21 protein-coding genes are annotated in these 22,131 nt (G+C 66.6%); 11 read left to right on the top strand and 10 right to left on the bottom strand.

Translation table 11 applies throughout. The features are described from left to right. Position 1 precedes the first annotated feature (1 nt). The 4 genes from BYZ73_RS02730 to BYZ73_RS02715 all read right to left on the bottom strand — a co-directional run bounded on the left by BYZ73_RS02730 (position 2) and on the right by BYZ73_RS02715 (position 2,423). Entirely contained in the window at positions 2-379 is a 378-nt protein-coding gene (locus tag BYZ73_RS02730) for a response regulator (protein ID WP_112314804.1), read from the bottom strand. Between the two features lie 14 nt (positions 380-393). Next, positions 394-867 carry a MarR family winged helix-turn-helix transcriptional regulator gene (locus BYZ73_RS02725; RefSeq protein ID WP_108024407.1) on the bottom strand — a complete coding sequence of 158 codons (474 nt, stop codon included), beginning with the start codon at positions 865-867 and terminating at the stop codon, positions 394-396. A 264-nt stretch (positions 868-1,131) separates the two neighbouring features. Then, positions 1,132-1,359 (bottom strand): hypothetical protein, encoded by a 228-nt coding sequence (locus tag BYZ73_RS02720; RefSeq protein WP_112314803.1) that lies wholly within the window; start codon positions 1,357-1,359, stop codon positions 1,132-1,134. A 248-nt stretch (positions 1,360-1,607) separates the two neighbouring features. Next, positions 1,608-2,423: a cobalamin B12-binding domain-containing protein gene (locus BYZ73_RS02715; protein ID WP_112314802.1), complete on the bottom strand. Its 816-nt coding sequence runs from the start codon at positions 2,421-2,423 to the stop codon at positions 1,608-1,610. 270 nt (positions 2,424-2,693) lie between these two features. Here BYZ73_RS02715 and BYZ73_RS02710 point away from each other — a divergent pair, with 270 nt between their 5' ends. Then, entirely contained in the window at positions 2,694-3,653 is a 960-nt protein-coding gene (locus tag BYZ73_RS02710) for a DUF808 domain-containing protein (RefSeq protein ID WP_112314801.1), read from the top strand. Between the two features lie 52 nt (positions 3,654-3,705). Here BYZ73_RS02710 and idi read toward each other — a convergent pair whose 3' ends face one another. From idi to BYZ73_RS02680, 6 genes are read right to left on the bottom strand one after another with little or no spacing between them, the layout of a single operon-like run. Then, positions 3,706-4,236, bottom strand: a complete 531-nt coding sequence (idi, locus tag BYZ73_RS02705) for an isopentenyl-diphosphate Delta-isomerase (protein ID WP_112314800.1) — start codon at positions 4,234-4,236, stop codon at positions 3,706-3,708. Further along, on the bottom strand, positions 4,233-5,414 hold the full coding sequence (locus tag BYZ73_RS02700; protein ID WP_112314799.1) for a geranylgeranyl diphosphate reductase: 1,182 nt from the start codon (positions 5,412-5,414) through the stop codon (positions 4,233-4,235). Before BYZ73_RS02700 ends, idi begins: the two co-directional genes overlap by 4 nt. Before the next feature lie 5 nt (positions 5,415-5,419). Further along, the gene (locus tag BYZ73_RS02695) at positions 5,420-6,709 is read right to left on the bottom strand and encodes a BCD family MFS transporter (RefSeq protein WP_108024396.1); all 1,290 of its coding nucleotides are present in this window, start codon (positions 6,707-6,709) and stop codon (positions 5,420-5,422) included. Then, entirely contained in the window at positions 6,709-7,614 is a 906-nt protein-coding gene (chlG, locus tag BYZ73_RS02690) for a chlorophyll synthase ChlG (protein ID WP_112314798.1), read from the bottom strand. The genes BYZ73_RS02695 and chlG overlap by 1 nt, the downstream gene beginning before the upstream one ends. A 58-nt stretch (positions 7,615-7,672) precedes the next feature. Further along, complete coding sequence (gene ppsR, locus BYZ73_RS02685) at positions 7,673-9,097, bottom strand: transcriptional regulator PpsR (RefSeq protein ID WP_108024392.1); 1,425 nt, start codon at positions 9,095-9,097, stop codon at positions 7,673-7,675. A gap of 34 nt (positions 9,098-9,131) precedes the next feature. Continuing rightward, entirely contained in the window at positions 9,132-9,950 is an 819-nt protein-coding gene (locus tag BYZ73_RS02680; protein ID WP_112314797.1) for a cobalamin B12-binding domain-containing protein, read from the bottom strand. A gap of 298 nt (positions 9,951-10,248) precedes the next feature. Between BYZ73_RS02680 and bchF the strand changes: the two genes are divergently transcribed. The 10 genes from bchF to puhC are packed head-to-tail and all read left to right on the top strand — an operon-like array spanning position 10,249 to position 22,094. After that, positions 10,249-10,746 (top strand): 2-vinyl bacteriochlorophyllide hydratase, encoded by a 498-nt coding sequence (bchF, locus tag BYZ73_RS02675; protein WP_108024388.1) that lies wholly within the window; start codon positions 10,249-10,251, stop codon positions 10,744-10,746. Then, on the top strand, positions 10,743-12,032 hold the full coding sequence (locus BYZ73_RS02670; protein WP_112314796.1) for a ferredoxin:protochlorophyllide reductase (ATP-dependent) subunit N: 1,290 nt from the start codon (positions 10,743-10,745) through the stop codon (positions 12,030-12,032). The genes bchF and BYZ73_RS02670 overlap by 4 nt, the downstream gene beginning before the upstream one ends. After that, a complete protein-coding gene (gene bchB, locus BYZ73_RS02665) occupies positions 12,029-13,573 on the top strand; it encodes a ferredoxin:protochlorophyllide reductase (ATP-dependent) subunit B (protein ID WP_112314795.1) in 1,545 nt (514 codons plus the stop codon). Before BYZ73_RS02670 ends, bchB begins: the two co-directional genes overlap by 4 nt. Continuing rightward, on the top strand, positions 13,563-17,144 hold the full coding sequence (locus BYZ73_RS02660) for a magnesium chelatase subunit H (protein WP_112314794.1): 3,582 nt from the start codon (positions 13,563-13,565) through the stop codon (positions 17,142-17,144). The genes bchB and BYZ73_RS02660 overlap by 11 nt, the downstream gene beginning before the upstream one ends. A 20-nt stretch (positions 17,145-17,164) precedes the next feature. After that, positions 17,165-18,061: a ferredoxin:protochlorophyllide reductase (ATP-dependent) iron-sulfur ATP-binding protein gene (bchL, locus tag BYZ73_RS02655; RefSeq protein ID WP_108024381.1), complete on the top strand. Its 897-nt coding sequence runs from the start codon at positions 17,165-17,167 to the stop codon at positions 18,059-18,061. Continuing rightward, positions 18,061-18,744, top strand: coding sequence for a magnesium protoporphyrin IX methyltransferase (gene bchM, locus BYZ73_RS02650; RefSeq protein ID WP_108024379.1), 684 nt, complete (start codon positions 18,061-18,063; stop codon positions 18,742-18,744). The genes bchL and bchM overlap by 1 nt, the downstream gene beginning before the upstream one ends. Continuing rightward, positions 18,741-20,180, top strand: coding sequence for a PucC family protein (locus tag BYZ73_RS02645; protein WP_112314793.1), 1,440 nt, complete (start codon positions 18,741-18,743; stop codon positions 20,178-20,180). Before bchM ends, BYZ73_RS02645 begins: the two co-directional genes overlap by 4 nt. Before the next feature lie 18 nt (positions 20,181-20,198). Continuing rightward, positions 20,199-20,981: a photosynthetic reaction center subunit H gene (gene puhA, locus BYZ73_RS02640; protein ID WP_075787267.1), complete on the top strand. Its 783-nt coding sequence runs from the start codon at positions 20,199-20,201 to the stop codon at positions 20,979-20,981. Positions 20,982-20,993: 12 nt separating this feature from the next. Next, positions 20,994-21,626 carry a photosynthetic complex putative assembly protein PuhB gene (gene puhB / locus BYZ73_RS02635; RefSeq protein ID WP_108024375.1) on the top strand — a complete coding sequence of 211 codons (633 nt, stop codon included), beginning with the start codon at positions 20,994-20,996 and terminating at the stop codon, positions 21,624-21,626. 3 nt (positions 21,627-21,629) lie between these two features. Then, complete coding sequence (puhC, locus tag BYZ73_RS02630) at positions 21,630-22,094, top strand: photosynthetic complex assembly protein PuhC (RefSeq protein ID WP_112314792.1); 465 nt, start codon at positions 21,630-21,632, stop codon at positions 22,092-22,094. The last annotated feature ends 37 nt before the right edge of the window (positions 22,095-22,131 follow it).

Below are 22,131 nucleotides of genomic sequence, written 5' to 3'. Positions count from 1 at the left end.
GTCAGTTCAGCGCGACCGTCGCGCCGCGCAGAGCCTCGATCACTTCCGCCCGCCGGAACGGCTTGTGCAGGAACGACACGATCCCGCAGACCTCGCCGAGGGTTTCGGCCATCAGCGCCGAATGGCCGCCGCCGCCGCCCGACATCAGCACCACCGGCAGGTCCTGCCCTTCGGCCCGGAGCCGGTCCAGCAGCGGCAGGGCGCTATTGTCGAGCAGCCAGAAATCGACGATGGCGGCCACCGGCCGGTCGCTGCGGATGCGCTCAAGAAAGGTCTCGACATCCGAGGTGCAGCAAGGCTCGAACTCGCTTCCGGCCAGGAGACGCGGGAAGATCTTCAGAATCTCGACGTCATCGTCGATCACCACGACCTTCGGCATCGAGGCCTCCTCACTCAGGACGAGAGCGAAATCGCGATGGACCGGAGCGCCCGCTTGATCGCGGCCCGCTCGCTGTCCGGCAGGGTGCCCACAAGTAAGGCGATCTTCCGGATCGGGTCAAGCTCCAGCGCGGCCCGTCCGGCCTCGGTCAGCGAGATGATCGCGCTGCGGGCGTCGCGCGGATGGCTGCGCTGCCCGACAAGCCCGCGGTCGCGCATGGTCCGGACCGCGCGGCTGACCGGGGCATGGGTCAGGCCCAGATAGCTGGTGATGAGCGTCAGGGTGCAGCGGTCTTCGGGCGATCGCTCGATATAGCGCAGGATCGACCATTGCAGCGGCTGGATCGCGCTGGAACTCTTCGAATCGTAGGCGTCGCGGACGATCCGCTCCATCAGGACCGCCGCCGCGAGATCGCTGCGCCCGAAGGCCTCGAGGTGTCGCTTGGTCGTGCAGACCCCGGGCAACGAGGGGTTACGAAATGTATCCATACCGTTTCAATCGAACAGGGCCCAGACGTTGGTCATGAACGCTGCCCGGCACCGAAGGTTTCGTCAATACGTCAAGTCATAACAGGGCAGGCCGCCGGATCGGACCCCGTGCGGAACCACCGCGGGAACGACCGAAGACACAAGATCCGGTCAAAGCCCTCCTGCGGACCGTCTGGCCGTCTTGGGGCTGCCGACAGCGCCCGGGGTCCGCCCGGCCGTGAAGAATGCCCGTTGCCTCGGACAGCTGCGGGGCGCGGCACGGCCTCAATGCAGATGCCGATACGTTCGCACCTGCGCGGCACGTCGGCGGCCGATCTCACCGCGGACCGAGTCGGCGAGTCCTTCGATCCGCAGCGCAAGCTTTCCCAGCGCAGGTTCCGAGGTGGCCTTGTTGTCGATCGCCCTCAGATACATCGTCAGCCCGTCCAGCGTCTCGGCCACCTCATACAAGGCGTCCTCGCTATGACGCGCGATCATCAGGTCCTTTGTCATGCCGAGCTCCCGTTCTTGGTCTTGGGCGCCGTTCCCGGGCGGTGCCATGCTGAAGAGGAAGAGGGCCGAGCGGCCTCTGCGCTGCCGTCAGGTGAGGTATTTTAGCGCAGAGCGCGAGTCCTTGCTACTGGCACGTGAATGCGTCGGTCACTTTCGACGGGATCGTGCTTTTCGCGCCCGGTCTGCGGCACGGCGCCCTAGGTGCGGCCCCGGGTGCTGCGAGCGGGGGCGGGCATTGGGTGGGGCTGTCAGCGGCATGCCTCCAGGACCAGCCGGTCGGCCAGGCAAAGCGCGGTTTCCAGGTCGTCGGCATGCCCGTCGGCAGGGATCTGGCGCGCGATTTCGGGGCAGTTGTGCAGGATCTTGCCGCAGATCAGCACCCGTATCTCGGGCAGCGCCGCGTTGACCGCCTCGACCAGCCGCGTCAGCGGCAGTGCCGACCGGGGTCCGGCGGCGGACAGGCCCAGAAGGCGCACCCGCGATTGGGTCAGGTCGGAGATCAGCTTGTCCTGCGGTTCGGACAGCGACAGTTCGATCTCCCAGCCGTGGTCGCGGAACATGTCGGCAGCCACGATCACCCCGAAGGTGTGGGTTTCGACCTCGGGCGTTGCGAAAAGCGCCCGCCGCGTCGGATCGACCGGGCGGGGACCGGCCTCGCCTCGCAAAAGCCGCAAAAGCCGCTGAAGCTGGCCCACGGCCTGACCCACCTGAACGAAACTGACCTCGTCGCTTTCCCAGAGGCGGCCCATCAGCCGTGCGGCCTCGGGCAACAGCGCCGCGGCTATCCAGGTCTTGTCGCGCCCTGCGGCCAGATGCGCATCGAGGATCAGGCGGGACTGGGCAAGATCGCCAGTCACGAGCGCCATGCAGAGCGCCTCGACCTCTGTCCGAGCGGGCGGTTCGGGCCACGTGCGGCGCGACGGCGGCGGGCCGGGCAGGCGGGCCACGCGCATAAGGGCCTCCTGCACGACTCGGCGCAGGCTGGCCTCCGGCAGCGGTCGGCAGAAGGCGTCGACTGGCCGCATGAAACGGGCCTCGGCCGGCTGGTGCTGGTCGGAGTCCATGGCAGTTACCCTGATGGTTCCCGGCGAACGGGTGTGATGATCGCGCGAGAGTTGTCTTTATGATTAATACAACTCAAGAACAACAGCAGCATTGCGTCAATCCGAGATTTCGAAAGGAATGTCATGATGCCCGGTCGGGCGGGAGCTTGCCGATCCGGGCGCGGGGGCGGATGCCGCAGGGCGGCTCCGGCCGGGTGGCATTGGCCCCGGCAGGGCGGCGCGCTATCCTTGGCCGGCAGGACGGCAAGGCAGAACGGGAAGATACAGGCAATGAGCGGATTACTGGCGCTGCTCGATGACGTGGCGGCGATCGCCAAGGTTGCGTCCGCATCGGTGGACGACGTGGTCGGGCAGGCGGTCAAGGCCTCGTCCAAGGCGGCGGGGGCGGTTGTCGACGACGCCGCGGTGACGCCGAAATACGTCCGCGGATTCGCGCCCGCGCGCGAGTTGCCCATCGTCTGGGGAATCGCCCGCGGATCGCTGTTCAACAAGCTGGTGATCCTTCTGCCCGTTGCGCTGGTGCTGTCGCAATTCGCGCCCTGGGCCATCGCGCCGCTGCTGATGCTGGGCGGGTGCTACCTTTGCTTCGAGGGGGTCGAGAAGATCTGGCACGCGCTTCGGCCGTCCCATCACGCAGCCGAGGCCGGGCCGGACAGCGAGATGTCGGCGGCCCATCTGGAAGAGGCCAAGGTCAAGGGCGCGATCAAGACCGATTTCATCCTGTCGGCCGAGATCATGACCATCATCCTTGCCTCATTGCCCGATCATCTGACGATCTGGGTCGAGGCGGCGGCGATGGCGCTGGCAGGCGCGTTGATCACCGTCGTCGTCTATGGTGCGGTCGGGCTGATCGTGAAGGCCGACGATATCGGGCTGGCGATGGCCGAGAAGGGACGGCTGGCGCTGACGCGCGGGCTTGGCATCGGGATCGTGCGGGCCATGCCCAAGGTCATGACGCTGCTGCTGGTGGTGGGCACGGCCGCGATGATCTGGGTCGGGGGCTCGATCCTGGTCCATGGCGCCCACGAGCTTGGCTGGCATCTGCCGCAGGAGGCCATCCACCACGCGGCCGTGGCCGTGGCCGGGGCAGTCCCGGTGGGAAATGGCGCGACCGAATGGATCGTGACGGCGGCGCTGGACGGTGTGGTGGGCATCGCGGCCGGATCGGTGATGGTCGCGGCGGTGAGCCTTGCAATCCTGCCGCTGGTGCGGCTGGTGCGGCGGGCCTGACGGCGCAGGCGGTGAGAACCGGCCCGGGCCAAAGCCCGGACCGGAAAGGTCCTCAGGCCGAGGCGAGCGATCCGAAGATCGCGTCGCTGTGCTTTTCAAGATAGATCCGCAGCCAGGGCGTATAGACACCCTCGGTCTCGCGGGTCTCGCGGGCCAGATCGTCAAGCGCGATCCAGCGGGCATCCATCACCTCTTCGGGGTTCAGGTCCCAGGTCAGATCGGCCCCGGCCTCGGCGACGAAGATGTCCACCACCTCATGTTCGATCAGCCCGTTGCCCACCTCGGCGCGGTATTCGACCTGTTCGCGGAATTCGAGCGTCAGGCCGGTGATGCCCAGCTCTTCGGCCAGCCGCCGGTTGGCGCAGGTCTTCGACTCCTCGTCCCAGCGCGGATGGGTGCAGCAGGTATTCGCCCAGAAACCGGGCGTGTGATACTTGCCCAGCGCCCGGCGCTGGATCAGCACGCGGTCGCCATCCATCACGAAGACCGAGATCGCCTTGTGGCGGAGGCCCTTCTGATGGGCCTCCAGCTTCTCGACAGGTGTCAGTTGGCCGTTGACCCAGGCCGGGATCATCTCGCTCATGTGTATTGCGGCGACACGAGGCCCGTCAGGTGGGCGACGTTCTTGATGCCGATCTTGAGATGGGCAAGCGGGCGTTTCTTGGTCAGCTTCTTGTTCATGTAGGATTCGAAGGTCAGCGTCTGCACGTCGACATCGTGGCAGAGCGATACGAAGCGTTCGCGCCGTTCGTCGCTGTGGTAATAGGCGTCCTGCATCGCCTGCAGCGCCTTGTAGGTGTTCTTGTGGTCCTTCATGAACATCTGCCGCGCCAGCTTCAGGTCCGACGCCCGGCCCGAGGCCAGCGCCGCCGAGACCGCCGCGGCGCCCACGCGCCCGCCGAACATGGCGTAATAGATGCCCTCGCCTGAACTCGGCGCCACGGTGCCCGCGGCATCGCCCACCACGACCACGTCGCGGCCGTTGTCCCACTTGTCCATCGGGCGCAGCGGGATCGGCGCGCCTTCCTTGCGGATCGTCTCGGCCTGGTCGAGCCCGGCCATCTTGCGCAGATCGGCGGTCGCCTGCTTCAGGTCGAAGCCGTCGACGCCGGTGCCCATCCCGACCGAGCAGGTATGCCCGTGCGGGAAGACCCAGCCGTAGAAATCGGGGCTGATCCGGCCGTCATAGATCACGTCGCAGCGGTTTGGCTGGTAGTTGCCGACCGCCATGGGGGCGTCAATGATCTCGTGATAGGCGATGACGTAAGGGATCTTGTCGCCGCCGGGCACCTCGGCGCGCGCGACGTCGGACCGCGCCCCGTCGGCGCCGATGATGAACTTGGTCTGCAGCCTGACCTCTTCCTTCGACTGCTTGTCGCGGAAGACGAGGAAGGTCTTTTCCTCCTCGCGCTCGACCCGGACGAAGGTGCCGGTAAAGCGGGTGGCCCCGGCGCGTTCTGCGCGGGCGCGCAGGAAGGGGTCGAAATCCTTGCGGTCGACCATGCCGACGAAGCCGTTCTCGATCGGGATGTCGACGAAACGGCCCGAGGGCGAGATCATCCGCGCGGTGTCGATCTTCGCCACCAGCTGTTCGTCGGAAATGTTGAAATCGCGCATCAGGCGCGGCGGGATCGCGCCGCCGCAGGGCTTGATCCGGCCCTCGCGGTCCAGAAGCGCGACCTTCTTGCCCGAACGGGCAAGATCCTCTGCGGCGGTGGCGCCGGCGGGGCCGCCCCCGACGACAACAACGTCATAAATCATCTGTCTTACTCCCCTGGCACAAGACCTGCGTGTTCCGTTGTGGGTCGATTTCCATCCATGATCCTCAGTGCCATTACAGCAGCGAGCACGAAGAGGATCGCTTCGGTCAGGAACACCACGCCAAAGGCGGGTGCGTCGTCCATGATCTGGCGCAAACCGTCGGCCGCCGCAGCACCGACAAGGCCGCCAAAGCCCGCGGCAATCGCCTGCGCGGCTCCCCAAAGGCCCATCCGCGTGCCTTCGCGCGCGTCGCGGCCCTCGCCTGCCAGCGCCATCATCGCGCCGATGGCGGCGACGGTGAAGATGCCGTTGAAAAAGCCCATCAGCACCACAGCGGGCGTCAGCGGCAGATGCGCGCCGAAATGTCCCAGCGCCGCGATGCTGGTCAGCGCCGCGGCCGATCCGAGGCAGCCGAGGATCACCCAGGTCCTGAGCGCCCAGATCCGCAGCACCGAGCTGCCGATGCCGACCACGACCATGCCGAGGAAGACGCCGCCATGCTGGGACCCCGACAGCGAGGTCGACTGGCCGGGGGTGAAGTCGAAGACAAGCCCCGAGAACGGCTCGAGGATCAGTTCCTGCATGAAATAGGCGACCATCGACAGGAACACGAACAGCGTGAAGACGCGGGCGCGGGGCTCGGCCCAGACCTCGCCGATGCCTTTCCAGAACGGCATCTCGTCGGGTTCGCGATGGGCGACCACCCGCTTTTCGATGCCCCAGACAGCCAGCGTGGTCACCGCGACCGCGCCCAGGGTGACCACGGTCACGATCTCCAGCAGGAGCGCGGGCGTATAGGGATCGAGGAAGGCGCCGACCGTTCCGGCGGTGATGCCGATGCCCGCGATCATCATCAGCCAGGTGATGGTGGCGGCCGCCGCGCGGCGCTCGGGCGCGGTTGCGGTGGCCAGCAGCGCCAGAAGCGAGGTGCCGCAGGCGGCGACGCCGATGCCGATCAGCGCATAGGCCAGGATCGACAGCGCAAGCCCCGCGCCATAGTGGTTTTCCATCACCACGACGCCGGTCGCGGCCAGATAGCCGCCCAGCGCCAGGATCGCCATGCCGCCGATGATGAACCGCGTGCGCTGGCCGCGCGTGTCCGACAGGAACCCCCAGCTGGGCCGGGTGATCTGGATCGCGTAATGGAGGGCCACCAGCAGCCCCGGCAGCACGGCCGGAAGCGCCAGCTCGACCACCATCAGCCGGTTCAGCGTGGACGAGGTCAGCACCACGACCGCGCCAAGGCTCATCTGCACGAGCCCCAGCCGGACGATCTGCAGCCAGCTCAGCGTCATCAGAGCGCTCCGAGCGACCGGATCGCGAAGGCCGAGATCATCATGCCGGACACGAACAGCACGACACCGACGCCATTATACCAGGGCGCCTTGCCCTTGGGGTCCTTCATCATCACCGACATGGCCCAGAACTGCGCCAGCAGCACGGCGGTCACGCCCGCGGCATGGAAGGGGCGGTCCCACAGGACCAGAAGCCCGATCACCACCGCCTGCGGCACCGCCATCACGATGGACGCGACCCATGCGGCCTTGCGCGGACCCATGGTGACGGGCAGCGAGTTCACGCCCATCTGGCGGTCGCCCTCCAGCGCCTTGAAGTCGTTCAGCGTCATGATGCCATGGGCGCCGATCCCGTAAAGCAGCGCGATCACGACCACATAGATCGAAGGGGCGCCTGCCGACAGCACGGCCGCGCCGGTGAACCACGGGAGCGATTCATACGAGATGCCGACAAGCCCCGGCCCCCACCAGCCCGATTTCTTCAGACGGACGGGCTCGGCCGAATAGGCCCAGGCGGCGGCGACGCCGAGGATCGTGGCGACAAAGCCCCAGGGACCCAGCTGCCAGCCGATCACCAGCGCCAGAAGCGACATGGCGCAGGCGATATAGAAGCCCCAGCGCCCCGGAATGCGGCCCGAGGGGATCGGGCGGTAGGGTTCGTTGATGGCATCGACATGCCGGTCGCACCAGTCATTCGCCGCCTGGCTCATGCCGCAGACCACGGGGCCTGCCAGCACCATGCCCAAAAGGACGAGGCCCGGTTTCGACAGGGGCGACACCCCCGAGGATACGGTGCCGCAAAGATAGGCCCACATCGGGGGAAACCACGTGATCGGCTTGATCAGCGTCACCATGGCGGCGGGGTCCGGCAGACGCCGGTTCGGCACGTTCGAGATATCGGTCATGTCTTCCGCAGATTCTCCTGGCCCCGTTCGGGGCGGGTCTTGCTTCCCTGCAGGGGCGTCACGAGTCGCCCCCGTCTCTGCTGAGGAGCCCGTATTTCCGGAGCTTCACATACAGGCTCTGGCGCGAGAGCCCCAGCATTTCGGCCGCCGCCACGCGGTTGTTCCGCGTCAGCTCGACGGCGGTCTCGATGCACATCTTCTCGACCACATCGGTGGTCTCGGCGACGATGTCCTTTAGGCTGGCGGAACCCACCAGCTCCATCACCGAGCGCATCGCATCGTCCGACACCGCGACGCCGGGCCTGCGCGCGCCTTCCATGCGGCTGGCGTCGCGGATCACGTAGACGATGCAGGGGCTGGCCTGGTCCTTGAGATAGGTAGCCGAGATCTCGACCGAAACCTGGGCACCATATTCGCCCGACAGCTTGGTGGCGAAGAACCGCATCTGCCCGCTGCGGGTGGCGTTTTCGACGAGGACCCTCAGATCGACGCTGCCGCGCACCAGATAATCGCCCAGAGACCGGCCCTTGACCGACGCCACATGCGGGGCGTCGGCAAGCCCTAGGAAGCTGTCATTGGCGGCAAGGATCACGCCTTGCGTGTCGGTGAAGACCAGCGCGTCGACGCCCTGGCGGTAGAAGGCCAGAAGCGTCTCGCCCATCTCGCCGCCATTGGGCTCGCGGTCCTCGGCCCGGTCCAGCCGACACAGGATCAGCGGCTCGCCCGCCGCGCGGAAGGCGATCGGGCGCAGCCTGATCCGGACCCGGGTCCGCCGGGTTTCCAGCGGCAGCGGATGCGCCTCGGGCGACAGGGCCACCTGGCTCAGCGCCTCGAGGAACTCGGCCCGGCGACGGCCGTCGAATTCCTGGGCGAAGGCGTTGCCGATCAGTTCGGCGCGCTCGGCGCCCAGAAGCTCGCAGGCCACCGGATTGGCATCGACCACCCGGCCCGACTTGGTGCCGACGAAGACGAAGGCGTCGCGGGTCGATTCGGACAGCACGCGATAGCGGGTGTCGTATTCGCGCTGGGTCTCGTAGTCCCGCTCCAGCGCCATCTGCGCCTCGATGAGCTGCATCTGCATCTCGGCGATGGGGCGCAGGTCGCGGCCCAGCATCAGCAGCGTGCTGCCGTCGGGGCCGATGGTGTGGAAGGAATAGCGGACCGGGAAAGACCAGCCCTCGCCATCGGCATGGTTCAGCTCGACCGGTTTCCCGGTCTCGCCGCCTCTGGCGAAGAATTCGAGCCGCGAGTCGAGCTTGGGGCGACTGTCCTGGGTCAGCACGTCGCGGATGTCGCGGCCTTCCCAGTGATCGAGCTGCCCATGGGCGTGATGGTCCTTGTTGACCAGCACCGACAGCACGCGGCCCTCGGGCGAGAGGACGATCGCGATGTCGCAGGCCGTGGCGATGATTTCGCCCAGCATCTCGGGCGCGATGAGCGGGATCGCGCCGCTGTTCCAGTATTTGGTGCCCCTTGACGTCACGCGCCCATTTCCGGCCGTCCCGGCCGCCTCCCCGTCACTGGTCCTGCTCCGACCGGCCGGCGCCGGGCGCCAGCGTTCTTCCGTTCATACCGCACAGGCGCAACGCCTCGCGCGCGTCCGATGTGGCCGCATCCGCGCCGGTCAGCGCGCAGACATCCTCGGCCCCCTCGGCGACCAGGCCGCCGATCACGATCGGCACGCCGGTGCCGAGCGCCCGGCGCAAGCCGTTCACCAGGCGCCGGGCCGAGTCGAGCTTCTGGCGGCAGGAGACGGAAATCGCCACCAGATCGAATTGCCGGGCCATGGCCTTTTGCAGGATCTCGTCCTCGGTCTGGCCCAGCGCCAGAGAGACCGACGCGCCCATGCGGCGCATCTGGTTGGCGGCGGTCATGCCGCCCAGCGTGTGGAATTCGTCATGCGGCACGATCATCATGATGTTGGGCGCGTCCGAGGCGGCCAACATGTCGTCGGCATTGGCCGCGCCCAGTTCGCGCAGCATTGCCTGCAGTCGCGCCGCGCCGATGGTCACGTCGGCAAAGCTCAGATCGTCGCGGCACCAGCGGTCGCCCAGCTCGCGCGCGGCGGCGGGGATATAGCCGTCGACGATGGCGGTCGAGGAAACCCCGTGGCGGCGCAGCGTGGCCAGCGCGCCGGTCCGGATCGACCGGTCGCCGCGCAGCACGTCGGCGCAGAATTCCGCCAGAATTTTGGGGCTCACCGCCTGGACCCCGTCGCCCGAGCGCTGCGCCAGCGCAGAAAGCACCTGGCCCGCGAGGGTTTCGACCTCGTCATGACGCTCGCAGGGGCGGGAGGGCGGCGCGGCGGGCGCTATCGACTTCTGCGGCTCAGCCATGATACGCCCCCGGCCGAGGACCGTCCCGGCGGATTCGAGGCGACCGGTGCGCAACGCGCTCTGGGGACTGTCCAGCGTTGTCAAAGCCGATTGACACTTGTTGGCCCTCGTGGCTGGAGGAATCAAGACGGCGCAGACAAGTCCCTAGAAAATATAGGCTCTTTTACTCTGCCCCGGGCGCTCGACACCCCTCGGATCAAGAGGAGTGTAAACGGAAAGAGTGTAAATTACAATTGACACTTTCCGCGCCAGAGGTCTAACGTGAGGCCCAAGCCACCGTCTGTCAGGGAGTCGGAGGATGCCGGAAAACGTGGGAACCGCCCCAAGGGCGGTCCAACTCTATACGCCGGAAGAACGTCGCCGTCGCGACTCGACCAAATGGACCGTCGTGCAGGGCGTTCTGGCGCCGTTGCAGTTTCTGGTCTTTCTGGTCTCGCTGGTTCTCGTCCTGCGGTACCTTGTGACCGGGGCGGGCTACGAGGCGGCCACGATCTCGATCGTGATCAAGACCTTCGTGCTTTATACCATCATGGTCACCGGTGCGATCTGGGAGAAGGTCGTGTTCGGCCGCTATCTCTTTGCGCCCGCCTTCTTCTGGGAAGACGTCTTCTCGATGGCGGTGATCGCGCTGCACACCTTGTATCTGTGGGCGCTGCTGACTGGCAGCGTGGGTCCGACCGGCCAGATGCTGATCGCGCTGGCGGCCTACAGCACCTATGTCATCAATGCCGGGCAGTTCCTGTGGAAGCTGCGGATGGCCCGGTTGCAGGGTGAGGCAACGGAGGTCGCAGCATGACCGGATTTACCCCCGCCCCGCCCGCCGCCGGCTGCCGCAACGCGCCCGTCCTGAAGGAACGCGGCCAGCGCGAGGTGTTCTGCGGTCTGACCGGGATCATCTGGCTGCACCGCAAGATGCAGGACGCCTTCTTCCTGGTGGTCGGTTCGCGCACCTGCGCGCATCTGCTGCAATCGGCCGCGGGCGTGATGATCTTCGCCGAGCCGCGCTTCGGCACCGCAATCCTCGAGGAAAAGGATCTGGCCGGGTTGGCCGATGCCAATGCCGAGCTCGACCGCGAGGTCGACCGGCTGCTGGCGCGCCGTCCCGACATCAAGCAGCTCTTCCTGGTGGGCTCCTGCCCGTCCGAGGTGATCAAGCTTGACCTGCACCGCGCGGCCGAACGGCTGACCGAACGCCATGCGCCGCATGTGCGGGTAATGAACTATTCCGGCTCGGGCATCGAGACGACCTTCACCGAGGGCGAGGATGCCTGCCTCGCGACCATGGTGCCGACCCTGCCCGCCACCGACGAGCGTCAACTGCTGATGGTCGGTGCGCTGCCCGATGTGGTCGAGGATCAGGCGCTGTCGCTGCTGGCCGAGATGGGCGTGGCGCCCGTGCGCTGCCTGCCCGCGCACCGCGCGGCCGAGGCGCCCGGGGTGGGGGCGAATACCGTCGTGGCGCTGACCCAGCCCTTCCTGAACGAGACCGCCGCCGGGCTGGAACGCCGCGGTGCGCGCATCCTGCCCGCGCCCTTCCCCTTCGGCGAAGAGGGCACGACCGCCTGGCTCTGGGCCGTGGCGCAGGAATTCGGGGTCTCGCCCGAGACCTTCGCGAAGGTCACCGACGCCCCGCGCGCCCGCGCCCGCAAGGCCATCGCGGCGGCCGCCGAGACGCTGGGCGGCAAGTCGATCTTCTTCTTCCCCGACAGCCAGCTGGAAATTCCGCTGGCGCGCTTCCTGACCCGCGAATGCGGCATGACCGCGGTCGAGGTCGGCGCCCCCTTCATCAACAAGCAGATCGTCGGTCCCGATCTCGATCTTCTGGCCGAGGGGCCGGTGATCGCCGAGGGCCAGGATGTCGATCTGCAGCTCGACCGCTGCCGGGCCGCCCGGCCCGACCTGACGGTCTGCGGGCTTGGGCTTGCGAACCCGCTGGAGTCCGAAGGCATGACCACGAAATGGGCCATCGAACTGGTGTTCACGCCCGTCCATTTCTATGAGCAGGCTGGCGATCTGGCCGGTCTCTTCGCCCGCCCGTTGCGCCGCCGCGCAATTCTGGCCGGGCTGGAGGGCGCGGCATGAAGCTGACCGTCTGGACCTATGAAGGCCCGCCCCATGTCGGCGCGATGCGTGTCGCGACCGCGATGAAGGGGCTGCATTACGTGCTGCACGCGCCGCAGGGCGACACCTATGCCGACCTGCTGTTTACGATGATCGAACGGCGCAACCACCGTCCGCCGGTCAGCTACACCACCTTCCAGGCGCGCGATCTGGGCGAGGACACCGCGAACCTGTTCAAGACGGCGCTGCATGACGCCTTCGACAGGTTCAAGCCGCAGGCGATGATCGTGGGGTCTTCCTGCACCGCCGAGCTGATCCAGGACGACCCCGAAGGCATGGCCGCGACCATGGATCTGGGCATTCCTGTGATCCCGCTGGAACTGCCGAGCTATCAGCGCAAGGAAAACTTCGGCTCGGACGAGACCTTCTACCAGATCGTCAAGGCCATCGCCCGGCCGATGGAGCGCACGGCCCATGTCTCGGCCAACCTGATCGGGCCGGTGGGGCTGGGCTTCCGCCATCGCGACGACATCACCGAGGTGACGGCGCTGCTGGAAGAGATGGGGATTTCGGTGAACGTGGTTGCGCCGATGGGCGCCACGCCCGCCGACATCGCCCGCATGGGGGCCGCGCATTTCAACGTGCTGATGTATCCCGAGCATGCCGAGACCGCGGCGCGCTGGATGGAAAAAAACCTCGGCCAGCCCTTCACCAAGACGGTACCGATCGGCGTCGGCGCGACCCGCGATTTCATCGCCGAGGTGGCGCGGATCGCGGGCGTCGAGCCGAAGGCCGACGATGCCCGCCTGAGGATGCCCTGGTATTCGCAATCGGTCGATTCGACCTACCTGACCGGCAAGCGCGTCTTCCTCTTCGGCGACGCGACCCATGTGAAGGCGATGGCTCGGGTCGCGCGCGACGAGATGGGCTTCGAGGTGGTGGGGCTTGGTTGCTACAACCGCGAATTCGCCCGCGACATCCGCAAGCTTGCGACCGAGTTCGGGGTCGAGGCGCTGATCAGCGACGACTACCTCGAGGTCGAGAAGGCCATCGAGGATCTGGCCCCCGAGATGATCCTTGGCACCCAGATGGAGCGCCATATCGGCAAGCGTCTGGGCATTCCCTGCGCGGTGATCTCGGCGCCCGTGCACGTTCAGGACTTCCCCGCCCGCTACAGCCCGCAGATGGGCTGGGAGGGCGCCAACGTGATCTTCGACACGCTGGTCCATCCGCTGGTGATGGGGCTCGAAGAGCACCTGCTGCACATGTTCCGCGAGGATTTCGAGTTCCACGACGAGGCCGGTGCCTCGCACCATGGCGGGGCTGCCAAGGCCCGGGCCGTCGAGGCCGAGCCCGAGGCCGATCAGGAAGCGGCCGCCGGCGCGGCCCCGGCCGAGGGCGAGATCGTCTGGCTGAGCGCGGCCGAGAAGGAGCTGAAGAAGATCCCGTTCTTCGTGCGCGGCAAGGCCAAGCGGAATACCGAGAAGTTCGCGCTCGAGAAGGGCGTGCACGAGATCAGTGTCGAAACCTTGTACGAGGCGAAGGCCCATTATGCGCGATGAACGTCATTACCCCGGGTATCGAGTAGTCATCGTCACGCTGGATTCGCATTCCGCGGGTCCCTGCGAGCGGGTGACCGAGCGTCTTGCGGGCGACTTTCCGGGGCTGAGGGTCAGCGTGCATGCCGCCGCGACCTGGTCGGAAAACCCGGGCGCGCTGGTCCGCGCGAAGGACGATGTTCTGAATGCCGACATCATCCTGGTGAACCTGCTGTTCATCGAGGAGCATATCAACGCCATCCTGCCCGAGCTGAAAGCCCGGCGCGACGATTGCGACGCGATGATCGGGATCATCGCCGACAAGCAGATCGTGCAGCTGACCCGGATGGGCGATCTCGATATGTCCAAGCCCGCCTCGGGGCCGATGAAGCTTTTGAAAAAGCTGCGCGGCAACGTCCGGGACGAGAATGGCCAGGTCAAGACCGGCGGCGAAAAGCAGATGGCCATGCTGCGCCGCCTGCCCAAGATGCTGAAATACCTGCCGGGCAAGGCGCAGGACCTGCGCGCCTGGTTCCTGACCATGCAATACTGGCTGGGCGGGTCCGACGACAACGTCGAGCAGATGGTGCGGTTCCTGATCTCGCGCTATGCCAAGGACGCCTCCTGGCGCGGCGGCGCGTCCGAGGCGCCGATCGAATATCCCGAGACCGGGCTCTACCACCCCGACATCCCGCATCGCATCACCACCGACATCGAGGACCTGCCGCAGCCCGCCGCACCGGTCGCGACCGTCGGCATCCTGTTGATGCGCTCCTATATCCTCGCCTCGGATACCGCCCATTACGACGCGGTCATCCGGGCGCTGGAAGACCGCGGCATCCGGGTGATCGCGGCCTTCGCCGGCGGGCTCGATGCCCGGCCCGCCATCGCCGCCTATTTCACCGGCGAGCGGAGCGTTCATATCGACACGCTGGTGTCGCTGACCGGGTTCAGCCTGATCGGCGGTCCGGCCTATAACGACAGCGACGCCGCGGTCGAGGTGCTCAGCGGGCTCGACGTGCCCTATATCGCCGCCCATCCGCTGGAGTTCCAGACGCTGGGGCAATGGAGCGAATCCTCGGGCGGGCTCGGTCCGGTCGAGACCACCATGCTGATCGCGCTGCCGGAACTCGACGGGGCGATCTCGCCCACCGTCTTTGGCGGCCGCCACGGCCCCGAGGGCTGCAAGGGCTGCCCGCGCGACTGCACCCACAAGGGCGAGGCCAAGGAAATGGCCGCCTGTTCCGAGCGCGTGGCGACGCTGGCCGCCCGGATCGAGCGGCTGTCCCGGCTGCGCCGGTCGGAAACCGAAAGCCGCAAGGTCGGCATCATCCTGTTCGGCTTCCCGCCGAATGCGGGCGCCATCGGCACTGCCGCCTACCTGTCGGTCTTCGAGAGCCTGTTCAACACGCTGCACCGGATGAAATCCGAGGGCTACCAGACCGGCGAGCTGCCCGCCACGGTCGACGAGCTGCGCGCGGCGATCCTCGAGGGCAATTCCAAGACCTACGGGCAGGAAGGCAACGTGGCCGCCCATGTGCCCGCCGACGATCTGGTGCGCGGCACGCCCTGGCTTGCCGAGATCGAATCCGTCTGGGGGCCTGCCCCGGGCAAGATCCGGTCCGACGGGCGCGGCGTCTTCGTGCTGGGCCGCGAATTCGGCAATGTCTTTGTGGGGGTCCAGCCGACCTTCGGCTACGAGGGCGACCCGATGCGGCTGCTCTTTGAGCGGGGCTTCGCGCCGACCCATGCGTTCAGCGCCTTTTATCTTTGGCTGAAGAACACCTTCCGCGCGGATGTGCTTTTGCATTTCGGGATGCATGGCGCGCTGGAATTCATGCCGGGCAAGCAGGCGGGCATGTGCTTCCGCGACTGGCCCGACCGGCTGATCGGCGACATGCCGAACGTCTATCTCTATGCCTCGAACAACCCCTCCGAGGCGACGCTGGCCAAGCGCCGGTCGAACGCGGTGACGATCACCCACCTGACGCCGCCTCTGGCCGCCTCGGGGCTTTACAAGGGGTTGCAGGAGCTGAAGGATAGCCTCACGCGCTGGCGCCAGACCGAGCCCGGCTCGCCCGAGCAGGCCGATCTGGAAGAGCTGATCGCGGCCCAGGCCGATGCCGTCGACATGACCGGCACGCCGCCCGAAAAGCTGTGGCTGAAGCTTCTGGAAACCGAAGACGCGCTGATCCCCGACGGGCTGCATGTGGTCGGCCGCACGGCAACGCCCGAGGAACGGGCCGAGCATCTGCGGGTGATGACCGATACCGATGCCGAGACCCGCGAGAAGGTCGATTACTGGCTTCAGCAGGACACCGAGCTGCCCGCGATCATGCGCGCGCTGGGGGGCCGCTACATCAAGCCTGTGCCCGGGGGCGATCTGATCCGGTCGGCCGATGTGCTGCCGACGGGGCGCAACATCCACGCCTTCGACCCGTTCCGCATGCCGACCCAGTTCGCCATGCTGGAAGGCGCGAAGCAGGCGCAGAAGCTCTTGGACACCCATGCGACGCTGCCGCGCTCGGTGGCGATGGTGCTGTGGGGGTCTGACAACATCAAGTCCGACGGCGGGCCCATCGCCCAGGCCATGGCGCTGATGGGCGCGAAGCCGCGGTTCGACAATTACGGCCGTCTGGCGGGCGCCGATCTGGTGCCGCTGGAGGAACTCGGCCGGCCCCGGGTCGATGTGGTGATGACGCTGTCGGGCATCTTCCGCGACCTGCTGCCCTTGCAGACCCGGATGCTGGCCGAGGCCGCCTGGAAGGCCGCGATGGCCGAGGACGAGCCGCTGGAGCTGAACTTCATCCGTGCCCATTCGCTGGCCCATGCCGAAAAGATGGGCGTCGACATGGAAACCGCGGCGCTGCGGGTCTTCTCGAATGCCGAGGGCGCCTATGGCTCGAACGTCAACGGGCTGGTCGACAGCGGCGCCTGGGGCGACGAGGACGAGTTGGCCGATGCCTATGAGGCGCGCAAAAGCTTCGCCTATGGGCGCGACGGCAAGTCCAGGGCCAATGCGGCGCTGTTGCAGCAGACGCTGAAGGATGTGGATGTCGCCTATCAGAACCTCGAAAGCGTGGAACTCGGCGTGACCACGGTCGACCACTATTTCGATACCCTGGGCGGCATCGCGCGGGCGGTCAAACGCGCCCGGGGCGGGCAGGACGCGGCCGTCTATATCGGCGACCAGACCCGGGGCGAGGGCAAGGTGCGCACGCTTCAGGATCAGGTCGCTCTCGAAACCCGGTCGCGCAGCCTGAACCCCAAATGGTTCGAAGGCATGCTCAAGCACGGGCATGAAGGCGTGCGCCAGATCGAGGCGCAGGTCACCAACACTCTCGGGTGGTCGGCGACAACCGGCCAGGTGGAACCGTGGGTGTATCAACGGCTGTCGGAAACCTTCGTCCTGGACGAGGACATGAGAAAACGGCTGGCCAGCCTGAACCCTGCGGCATCGGCCCGGATGGCGAACCGCCTTCTCGAAGCCCATGACCGCAACTACTGGCAACCCGACGCCGAAACCCTGGCCGCATTGCAGGCGGCGGCCGATGAGCTGGAAGACCGGCTTGAAGGCATAGTGGCGGCGGAATAAGCCGCGAACGGAGGGAACCAATGAGCCCCAGAGATGACATTCCGGTGCTGAGAGGCGAGGACGGCGAAGGCTCCGTTCAGGTCCATCAGGACGAAACGATGAAGATCGAGGGGGCCAAGGTCTTTTCGATCTATGGCAAGGGCGGGATCGGCAAGTCGACGACCTCGTCGAACCTGTCGGCGGCCTTCTCGATGCTGGGCAAGCGCGTTCTGCAGATCGGCTGCGATCCCAAGCATGATTCGACCTTCACCCTGACGGGGCATCTGCAATCCACGGTGATCGACGTGCTCAAGGAGGTGGATTTCCACCCCGAAGAGCTGCGGCCCGAGGATTTCATGGTCGAGGGCTTCAACGGCGTGATGTGCGTCGAGGCGGGCGGCCCGCCCGCGGGCACCGGCTGCGGCGGCTATGTCGTCGGTCAGACCGTCAAGCTGCTGAAACAGCACCACATGCTGGAAGATACCGATGTGGTGATCTTCGACGTTCTGGGCGACGTGGTTTGCGGCGGCTTCGCCGCGCCACTGCAGCATGCCGACCGCGCGGTGATCGTGACCGCGAACGATTTCGACTCGATCTACGCCATGAACCGGATCATCGCCGCGGTTCAGGCCAAGTCGAAGAACTACAACGTGCGGCTGGCGGGCTGCATCGCGAACCGGTCGGAAGATACCGACCAGGTCGACAAGTACTGCAAGCGCGTGGGCTTCGAGCGTATCGCGCATATGCCGCTGGTCGATGCGATCCGCCGCTCGCGGCTGATGAAGAAGACGCTGTTCGAGATGCCCGACGATGAGGACATCGTTCAGTGCCGTGCCGAATACCTGCGGCTGGCGGAGCTGCTCTGGGCCGGAACCGAGCCCCTGGCACCGCATCCGCTGCCCGACCGCGAAATCTTTGAACTGCTTGGGTTCGATTGATGGACAGCTACGCCCGCACCCGGGAACGACTCGAGACCTACTTCGGTCGCACCGCCGCCAAGACATGGGAGCATCTGACATCGGATGCCCCTGTGTCGCGCATCCGCCAGACGGTGCGCGAGGGGCGCGACCAGATGCGTGCCGCGATGCTGGCGCGCCTGCCCGACGACCTGACCGGATGTCGGGTGCTCGACGCCGGATGCGGCGCCGGGCCGATGACGCTGGAGCTGGTCCAGCGCGGCGCCGAGGTCGTGGCCTGCGACATTTCTCAAAGCCTGCTGGACGTGGCGAAAAGCCGGATCCCTGATAAGTATCATCGCCAGATCACCTTCGTGGCGGGCGACATGCTGAGCGACCGGCTGGGCAGCTTCGACTATGTCATGGCGATGGACAGCCTGATCCATTACAAGGCCCGCGACATCGCCGAGGCCCTGGGCAAGCTTGCGCCCCGGACCCGCAACAAGATCGTCTTTACCGTCGCGCCGAAAACGCCCCTGCTGACCGCCATGCATGTGGTCGGCAAGCTCTTTCCGCGGTCCGACCGCTCGCCCCGGATCATTCCGCATTCCGAGGCGCGGATCGCGGGCGCCCTGCGCAAGGCCGGCGTGAAGGGGCGGCTTCGTGCCGTCGCGCGGGTCGCCAAGGGGTTCTACATCAGCCAGGCCATGGAGCTTGAAAGATGAGCAAGAAGCCTCATCCCCTGACGAAGCTGTCGGCGAAGTTCCTGCCCTTCGCCGATGCCGCCTCGGATGGACTGCCGATGAACGAGCTGCTGCGGCTGTCGCTGTTCCAGGTGTCGGTGGGGATGGCGACGGTGATGCTGCTGGGCACGCTGAACCGGGTGATGATCGTCGAGCTTTCGGTGCCCGCGATCGTCGTGGCGATGATGATCGCCGTGCCGGTTCTGGTCGCGCCGTTCCGCGCGCTGATGGGCTTCCGGTCCGACAACCACAGATCGGCCATCGGCTGGAAGCGCGTCCCCTACATGTGGTTCGGTACGCTCTGGCAGATGGGCGGGCTGGCGATCATGCCGTTTTCGCTGCTGCTGCTGTCGGGCGACCAGACGCTGGGTCCGGCCTGGGCGGGCGAGGTCTTTGCCGCCATCGCCTTCCTGATGACCGGGCTCGGACTGCACATGACCCAGACCGCGGGTCTGGCGCTGGCCTCGGACCGCGCCACCGACGAGACCCGGCCGCGGGTGGTGGCGCTGCTTTATGTGATGTTCCTGCTGGGGATGGGCGTGTCGTCCATCGTCATCGGCTGGCTGTTGCGCGATTTCTCGTCGATCCGGCTGATCCGGGTGGTGCAGGGCGCGGCCGTCGTGACGATCCTGCTGAACGTTGTCGCGCTCTGGAAACAGGAGCGCATGTGCCCGATGTCGAAGGAAGAGCGCGAGGCGCCGCAGCCGAGCTTTGGCGATGCCTGGCGCGATTTCGTGCGGGGCGGCAGCGCGGGGCGTCTGCTGGCGGTGGTCTTCGTCGGCACGCTGGCCTTCTCGATGCAGGATGTTCTGCTGGAACCCTATGGCGGCCAGATCCTCGGGCTGTCGGTGTCGTCAACCACGCTTCTGACCGCGCTTTGGGCCTTCGGGGCGCTGGTGGGCTTCGGGCTCGCGGCGCGCTGGCTGGGCCAGGGCATGAACTCGCACCGGATGGGGGCGCTTGGCATCCTTGGCGGCATCGTGGCCTTCACCCTGGTGATCTTTGCCGGGCCGCTGCATTCGGGCTTGCTGTTCTTCCTCGGCGCCATGCTGATCGGCTTTGGCGGCGGGCTTTTCTCTGTCTCGACGCTGACCGCGGCGATGGCGCTGCCGGTCCGGGATTTCGCGGGCCGCGGGCTTGCGCTGGGCGCCTGGGGGGCCGCGCAGGCGACCGCCTCTGGACTGGCCGTGGCGCTGGGCGGCGGGCTTCGGGACGGAATCGGGCATCTTGCGACGGCGGGCGTTCTGGGCGAAGGGCTCAACACGCCGGCCACCGGATACGCGGCGGTCTACCACATTGAGATCGTCCTTCTCTTCGTGACACTCATGGTTCTGGGGCCGCTTGTGCGCCCGCAGGACCGCAACCATCCCAACAGGGATTCCTCGGCCAAGATCGGGCTGGCCGACTTCCCAACCTGACCCGGAGGACCGATACCCATGGTCAACGCTTTTTTCGGAAACTTCGACATCGCCAGTCTGGCCATCTGGTCGTTCTGGCTGTTCTTCGCTGGGCTGATTTTCTATCTCCAACGGATGAACATGCATGAGGGCTACCCGCTGGAAGACGAGATGGGGAACCCCGCGCCGAACCAGGGCATGTTCCCGCTGCCCGCGGCGAAGACCTTCAAGCTGCCGCACGGCCAGGGCGAAAAAACCGTGCCCGACATGCAGACCGATCCCCGCAACGCGGATCTGGCGCTGAAGAAGGTCACCAAGAACAACGGCTACCCGCTGGAGCCGACCGGCGACCCGATGGTCGACGGCGTGGGTCCGGCCGCCTGGGTTGCCCGCAAGGACGAGCCCGAGCTTGACGGCCGCGGCCATCCGAAGATCCAGCCGCTCTCGGCGCTGAAGACCTTCAAGGTCTCGGCCGGTCGCGACCCGCGCGGCATGCCGGTCATCGCGGGCGACGGCGAGAAGGTCGGCACCATCGTCGACATGTGGGTCGACGAGCCGGAACAGCTGGTGCGCTACCTCGAGCTGGAACTTGACGGCGCCCATGGCGGCGGCCGCCGCCTGCTGCCGATGCAGCTGGCCAAGATCGGCTGGTTCAAGCCCGAAGTTTCGGTGCACTCGATCTACGGCAAGCATTTTGCCGGCGTCCCGACCATCAAGTCGTCGGGCCAGATCACCAAACTCGAAGAAGACAAGGTCTGTGCCTATTACGCGGGCGGCAAGCTTTACGCCGACCCCGCCGAGCGGCTCGAACCGCAGTTCTGAGGAAGGGACGCAATGTCCGACGACGATTTCGCTGTCGAGCCCATCAAGGGATTGCCGGAACGCCTGCCCGAGGGGGAACACATCCTCTGGCAGGGCCGGCCGGCCTGGTGGGCGCTCGCCCGGGAAAGCCTCGCGCTGTATTGGGTGGCCGGTTACTTCGTCGTCCTCTTCCTCTGGCGCATGATCGTCGCTGCCGAGACCATGCCCTGGTCGCAAGCGGCGGTCGCGTCCTCGTTCTTCCTGGTCCTGGGGGCCGTGGTCTGCCTGCTGTTGCTGATCACGGCCTTCGTCCAGGCCCGGGCGACGGTCTATACCGTCACCAACCGGCGCGTGGCCCTTCGCATCGGGGCGGCGCTCGATATGACGCTGAACCTGCCCTACACGTGGATCGGCAATGCCAATCTGGACCTCAGAAAGTCCGGCACCGGCTCGATCGCCTTCGAATTGATGGGAACCACCAAGTTCTCGTACCTCTTGTGCTGGCCCCATGTCCGCCCGTGGCGGATGGCCCGCACGGAACCCGCGTTCCGCTGCATCCCTGAGGCGGCGAAGGTCGCACGACTGATCGCCGACGCAGCGGAAACGCGGGTCTCCGAACCCAGGCTCACGCGTGTCGGGGACGACGACACGCTTGCAGCGGAGTAAGACATGGCCCGCAACAACCGCCACACCGGCCCCTACAATCACGGGGAAAAGATCCCGCCGATCCTGATCAAGGGGATGTTCGGGGTGGCGCTGTTCGCGCTGATCCTCGTCACCTATGCCCGGCTGACCGACCGGCCGCTTGATGCGCTGCCGGATGCCGGGGCGCCGGTGGCGGTGGAACGCCAGATCGTGATCGATGCCAAGATCGACGGATCGGCCAAGATCTACGACACCGAAGGCAACCAGGTCTTCGAGTTCGCCCCGAACGAGGGCGGCTTCGTGGCCGGTGTCTGGCGCGCGCTCGAGCTCAAGCGCAAGCAGGCCGGCGTGGCGCTCGACGCCCCGGTCAGGCTGGTCCGGTTCAAGGACGGACGGATTTCTCTGTACGACGACCAGACCGGTTGGCGTGCGGAACTGGTCGGCTTCGGCGCCGACAACACAGCGGCTTTCGCGCGGCTGCTGGACTGACCGGAGGGATCGGGAACATGCCCTCCACACTCAAAAA

It is taken from the genome of Rhodovulum viride (genome assembly GCF_003265965.1).
In the GTDB taxonomy this organism is placed as follows: Bacteria; Pseudomonadota; Alphaproteobacteria; order Rhodobacterales; family Rhodobacteraceae; genus Rhodovulum; species Rhodovulum kholense.
The sequence above is the reverse complement of the archived record's forward strand: the minus strand, read 5'-3'. Positions and strand labels throughout refer to the sequence as shown.

What these genes read in the sequence shown, in the direction of transcription:
- BYZ73_RS02730 (WP_112314804.1), bottom strand. Translation starts at nt 379, where the DNA reads ATGCCGAAGGTCGTGGTGATCGACGATGACGTCGAGATTCTGAAGATC.
- BYZ73_RS02725 (WP_108024407.1), bottom strand. Translation starts at nt 867, where the DNA reads ATGGATACATTTCGTAACCCCTCGTTGCCCGGGGTCTGCACGACCAAG.
- BYZ73_RS02720 (WP_112314803.1), bottom strand. Translation starts at nt 1,359, where the DNA reads ATGACAAAGGACCTGATGATCGCGCGTCATAGCGAGGACGCCTTGTAT.
- BYZ73_RS02715 (WP_112314802.1), bottom strand. Translation starts at nt 2,423, where the DNA reads ATGGACTCCGACCAGCACCAGCCGGCCGAGGCCCGTTTCATGCGGCCA.
- BYZ73_RS02710 (WP_112314801.1), top strand. Translation starts at nt 2,694, where the DNA reads ATGAGCGGATTACTGGCGCTGCTCGATGACGTGGCGGCGATCGCCAAG.
- idi (WP_112314800.1), bottom strand. Translation starts at nt 4,236, where the DNA reads ATGAGCGAGATGATCCCGGCCTGGGTCAACGGCCAACTGACACCTGTC.
- BYZ73_RS02700 (WP_112314799.1), bottom strand. Translation starts at nt 5,414, where the DNA reads ATGATTTATGACGTTGTTGTCGTCGGGGGCGGCCCCGCCGGCGCCACC.
- BYZ73_RS02695 (WP_108024396.1), bottom strand. Translation starts at nt 6,709, where the DNA reads ATGACGCTGAGCTGGCTGCAGATCGTCCGGCTGGGGCTCGTGCAGATG.
- chlG (WP_112314798.1), bottom strand. Translation starts at nt 7,614, where the DNA reads ATGACCGATATCTCGAACGTGCCGAACCGGCGTCTGCCGGACCCCGCC.
- BYZ73_RS02680 (WP_112314797.1), bottom strand. Translation starts at nt 9,950, where the DNA reads ATGGCTGAGCCGCAGAAGTCGATAGCGCCCGCCGCGCCGCCCTCCCGC.
- bchF (WP_108024388.1), top strand. Translation starts at nt 10,249, where the DNA reads ATGCCGGAAAACGTGGGAACCGCCCCAAGGGCGGTCCAACTCTATACG.
- BYZ73_RS02670 (WP_112314796.1), top strand. Translation starts at nt 10,743, where the DNA reads ATGACCGGATTTACCCCCGCCCCGCCCGCCGCCGGCTGCCGCAACGCG.
- bchB (WP_112314795.1), top strand. Translation starts at nt 12,029, where the DNA reads ATGAAGCTGACCGTCTGGACCTATGAAGGCCCGCCCCATGTCGGCGCG.
- BYZ73_RS02660 (WP_112314794.1), top strand. Translation starts at nt 13,563, where the DNA reads ATGCGCGATGAACGTCATTACCCCGGGTATCGAGTAGTCATCGTCACG.
- bchL (WP_108024381.1), top strand. Translation starts at nt 17,165, where the DNA reads ATGAGCCCCAGAGATGACATTCCGGTGCTGAGAGGCGAGGACGGCGAA.
- bchM (WP_108024379.1), top strand. Translation starts at nt 18,061, where the DNA reads ATGGACAGCTACGCCCGCACCCGGGAACGACTCGAGACCTACTTCGGT.
- BYZ73_RS02645 (WP_112314793.1), top strand. Translation starts at nt 18,741, where the DNA reads ATGAGCAAGAAGCCTCATCCCCTGACGAAGCTGTCGGCGAAGTTCCTG.
- puhA (WP_075787267.1), top strand. Translation starts at nt 20,199, where the DNA reads ATGGTCAACGCTTTTTTCGGAAACTTCGACATCGCCAGTCTGGCCATC.
- puhB (WP_108024375.1), top strand. Translation starts at nt 20,994, where the DNA reads ATGTCCGACGACGATTTCGCTGTCGAGCCCATCAAGGGATTGCCGGAA.
- puhC (WP_112314792.1), top strand. Translation starts at nt 21,630, where the DNA reads ATGGCCCGCAACAACCGCCACACCGGCCCCTACAATCACGGGGAAAAG.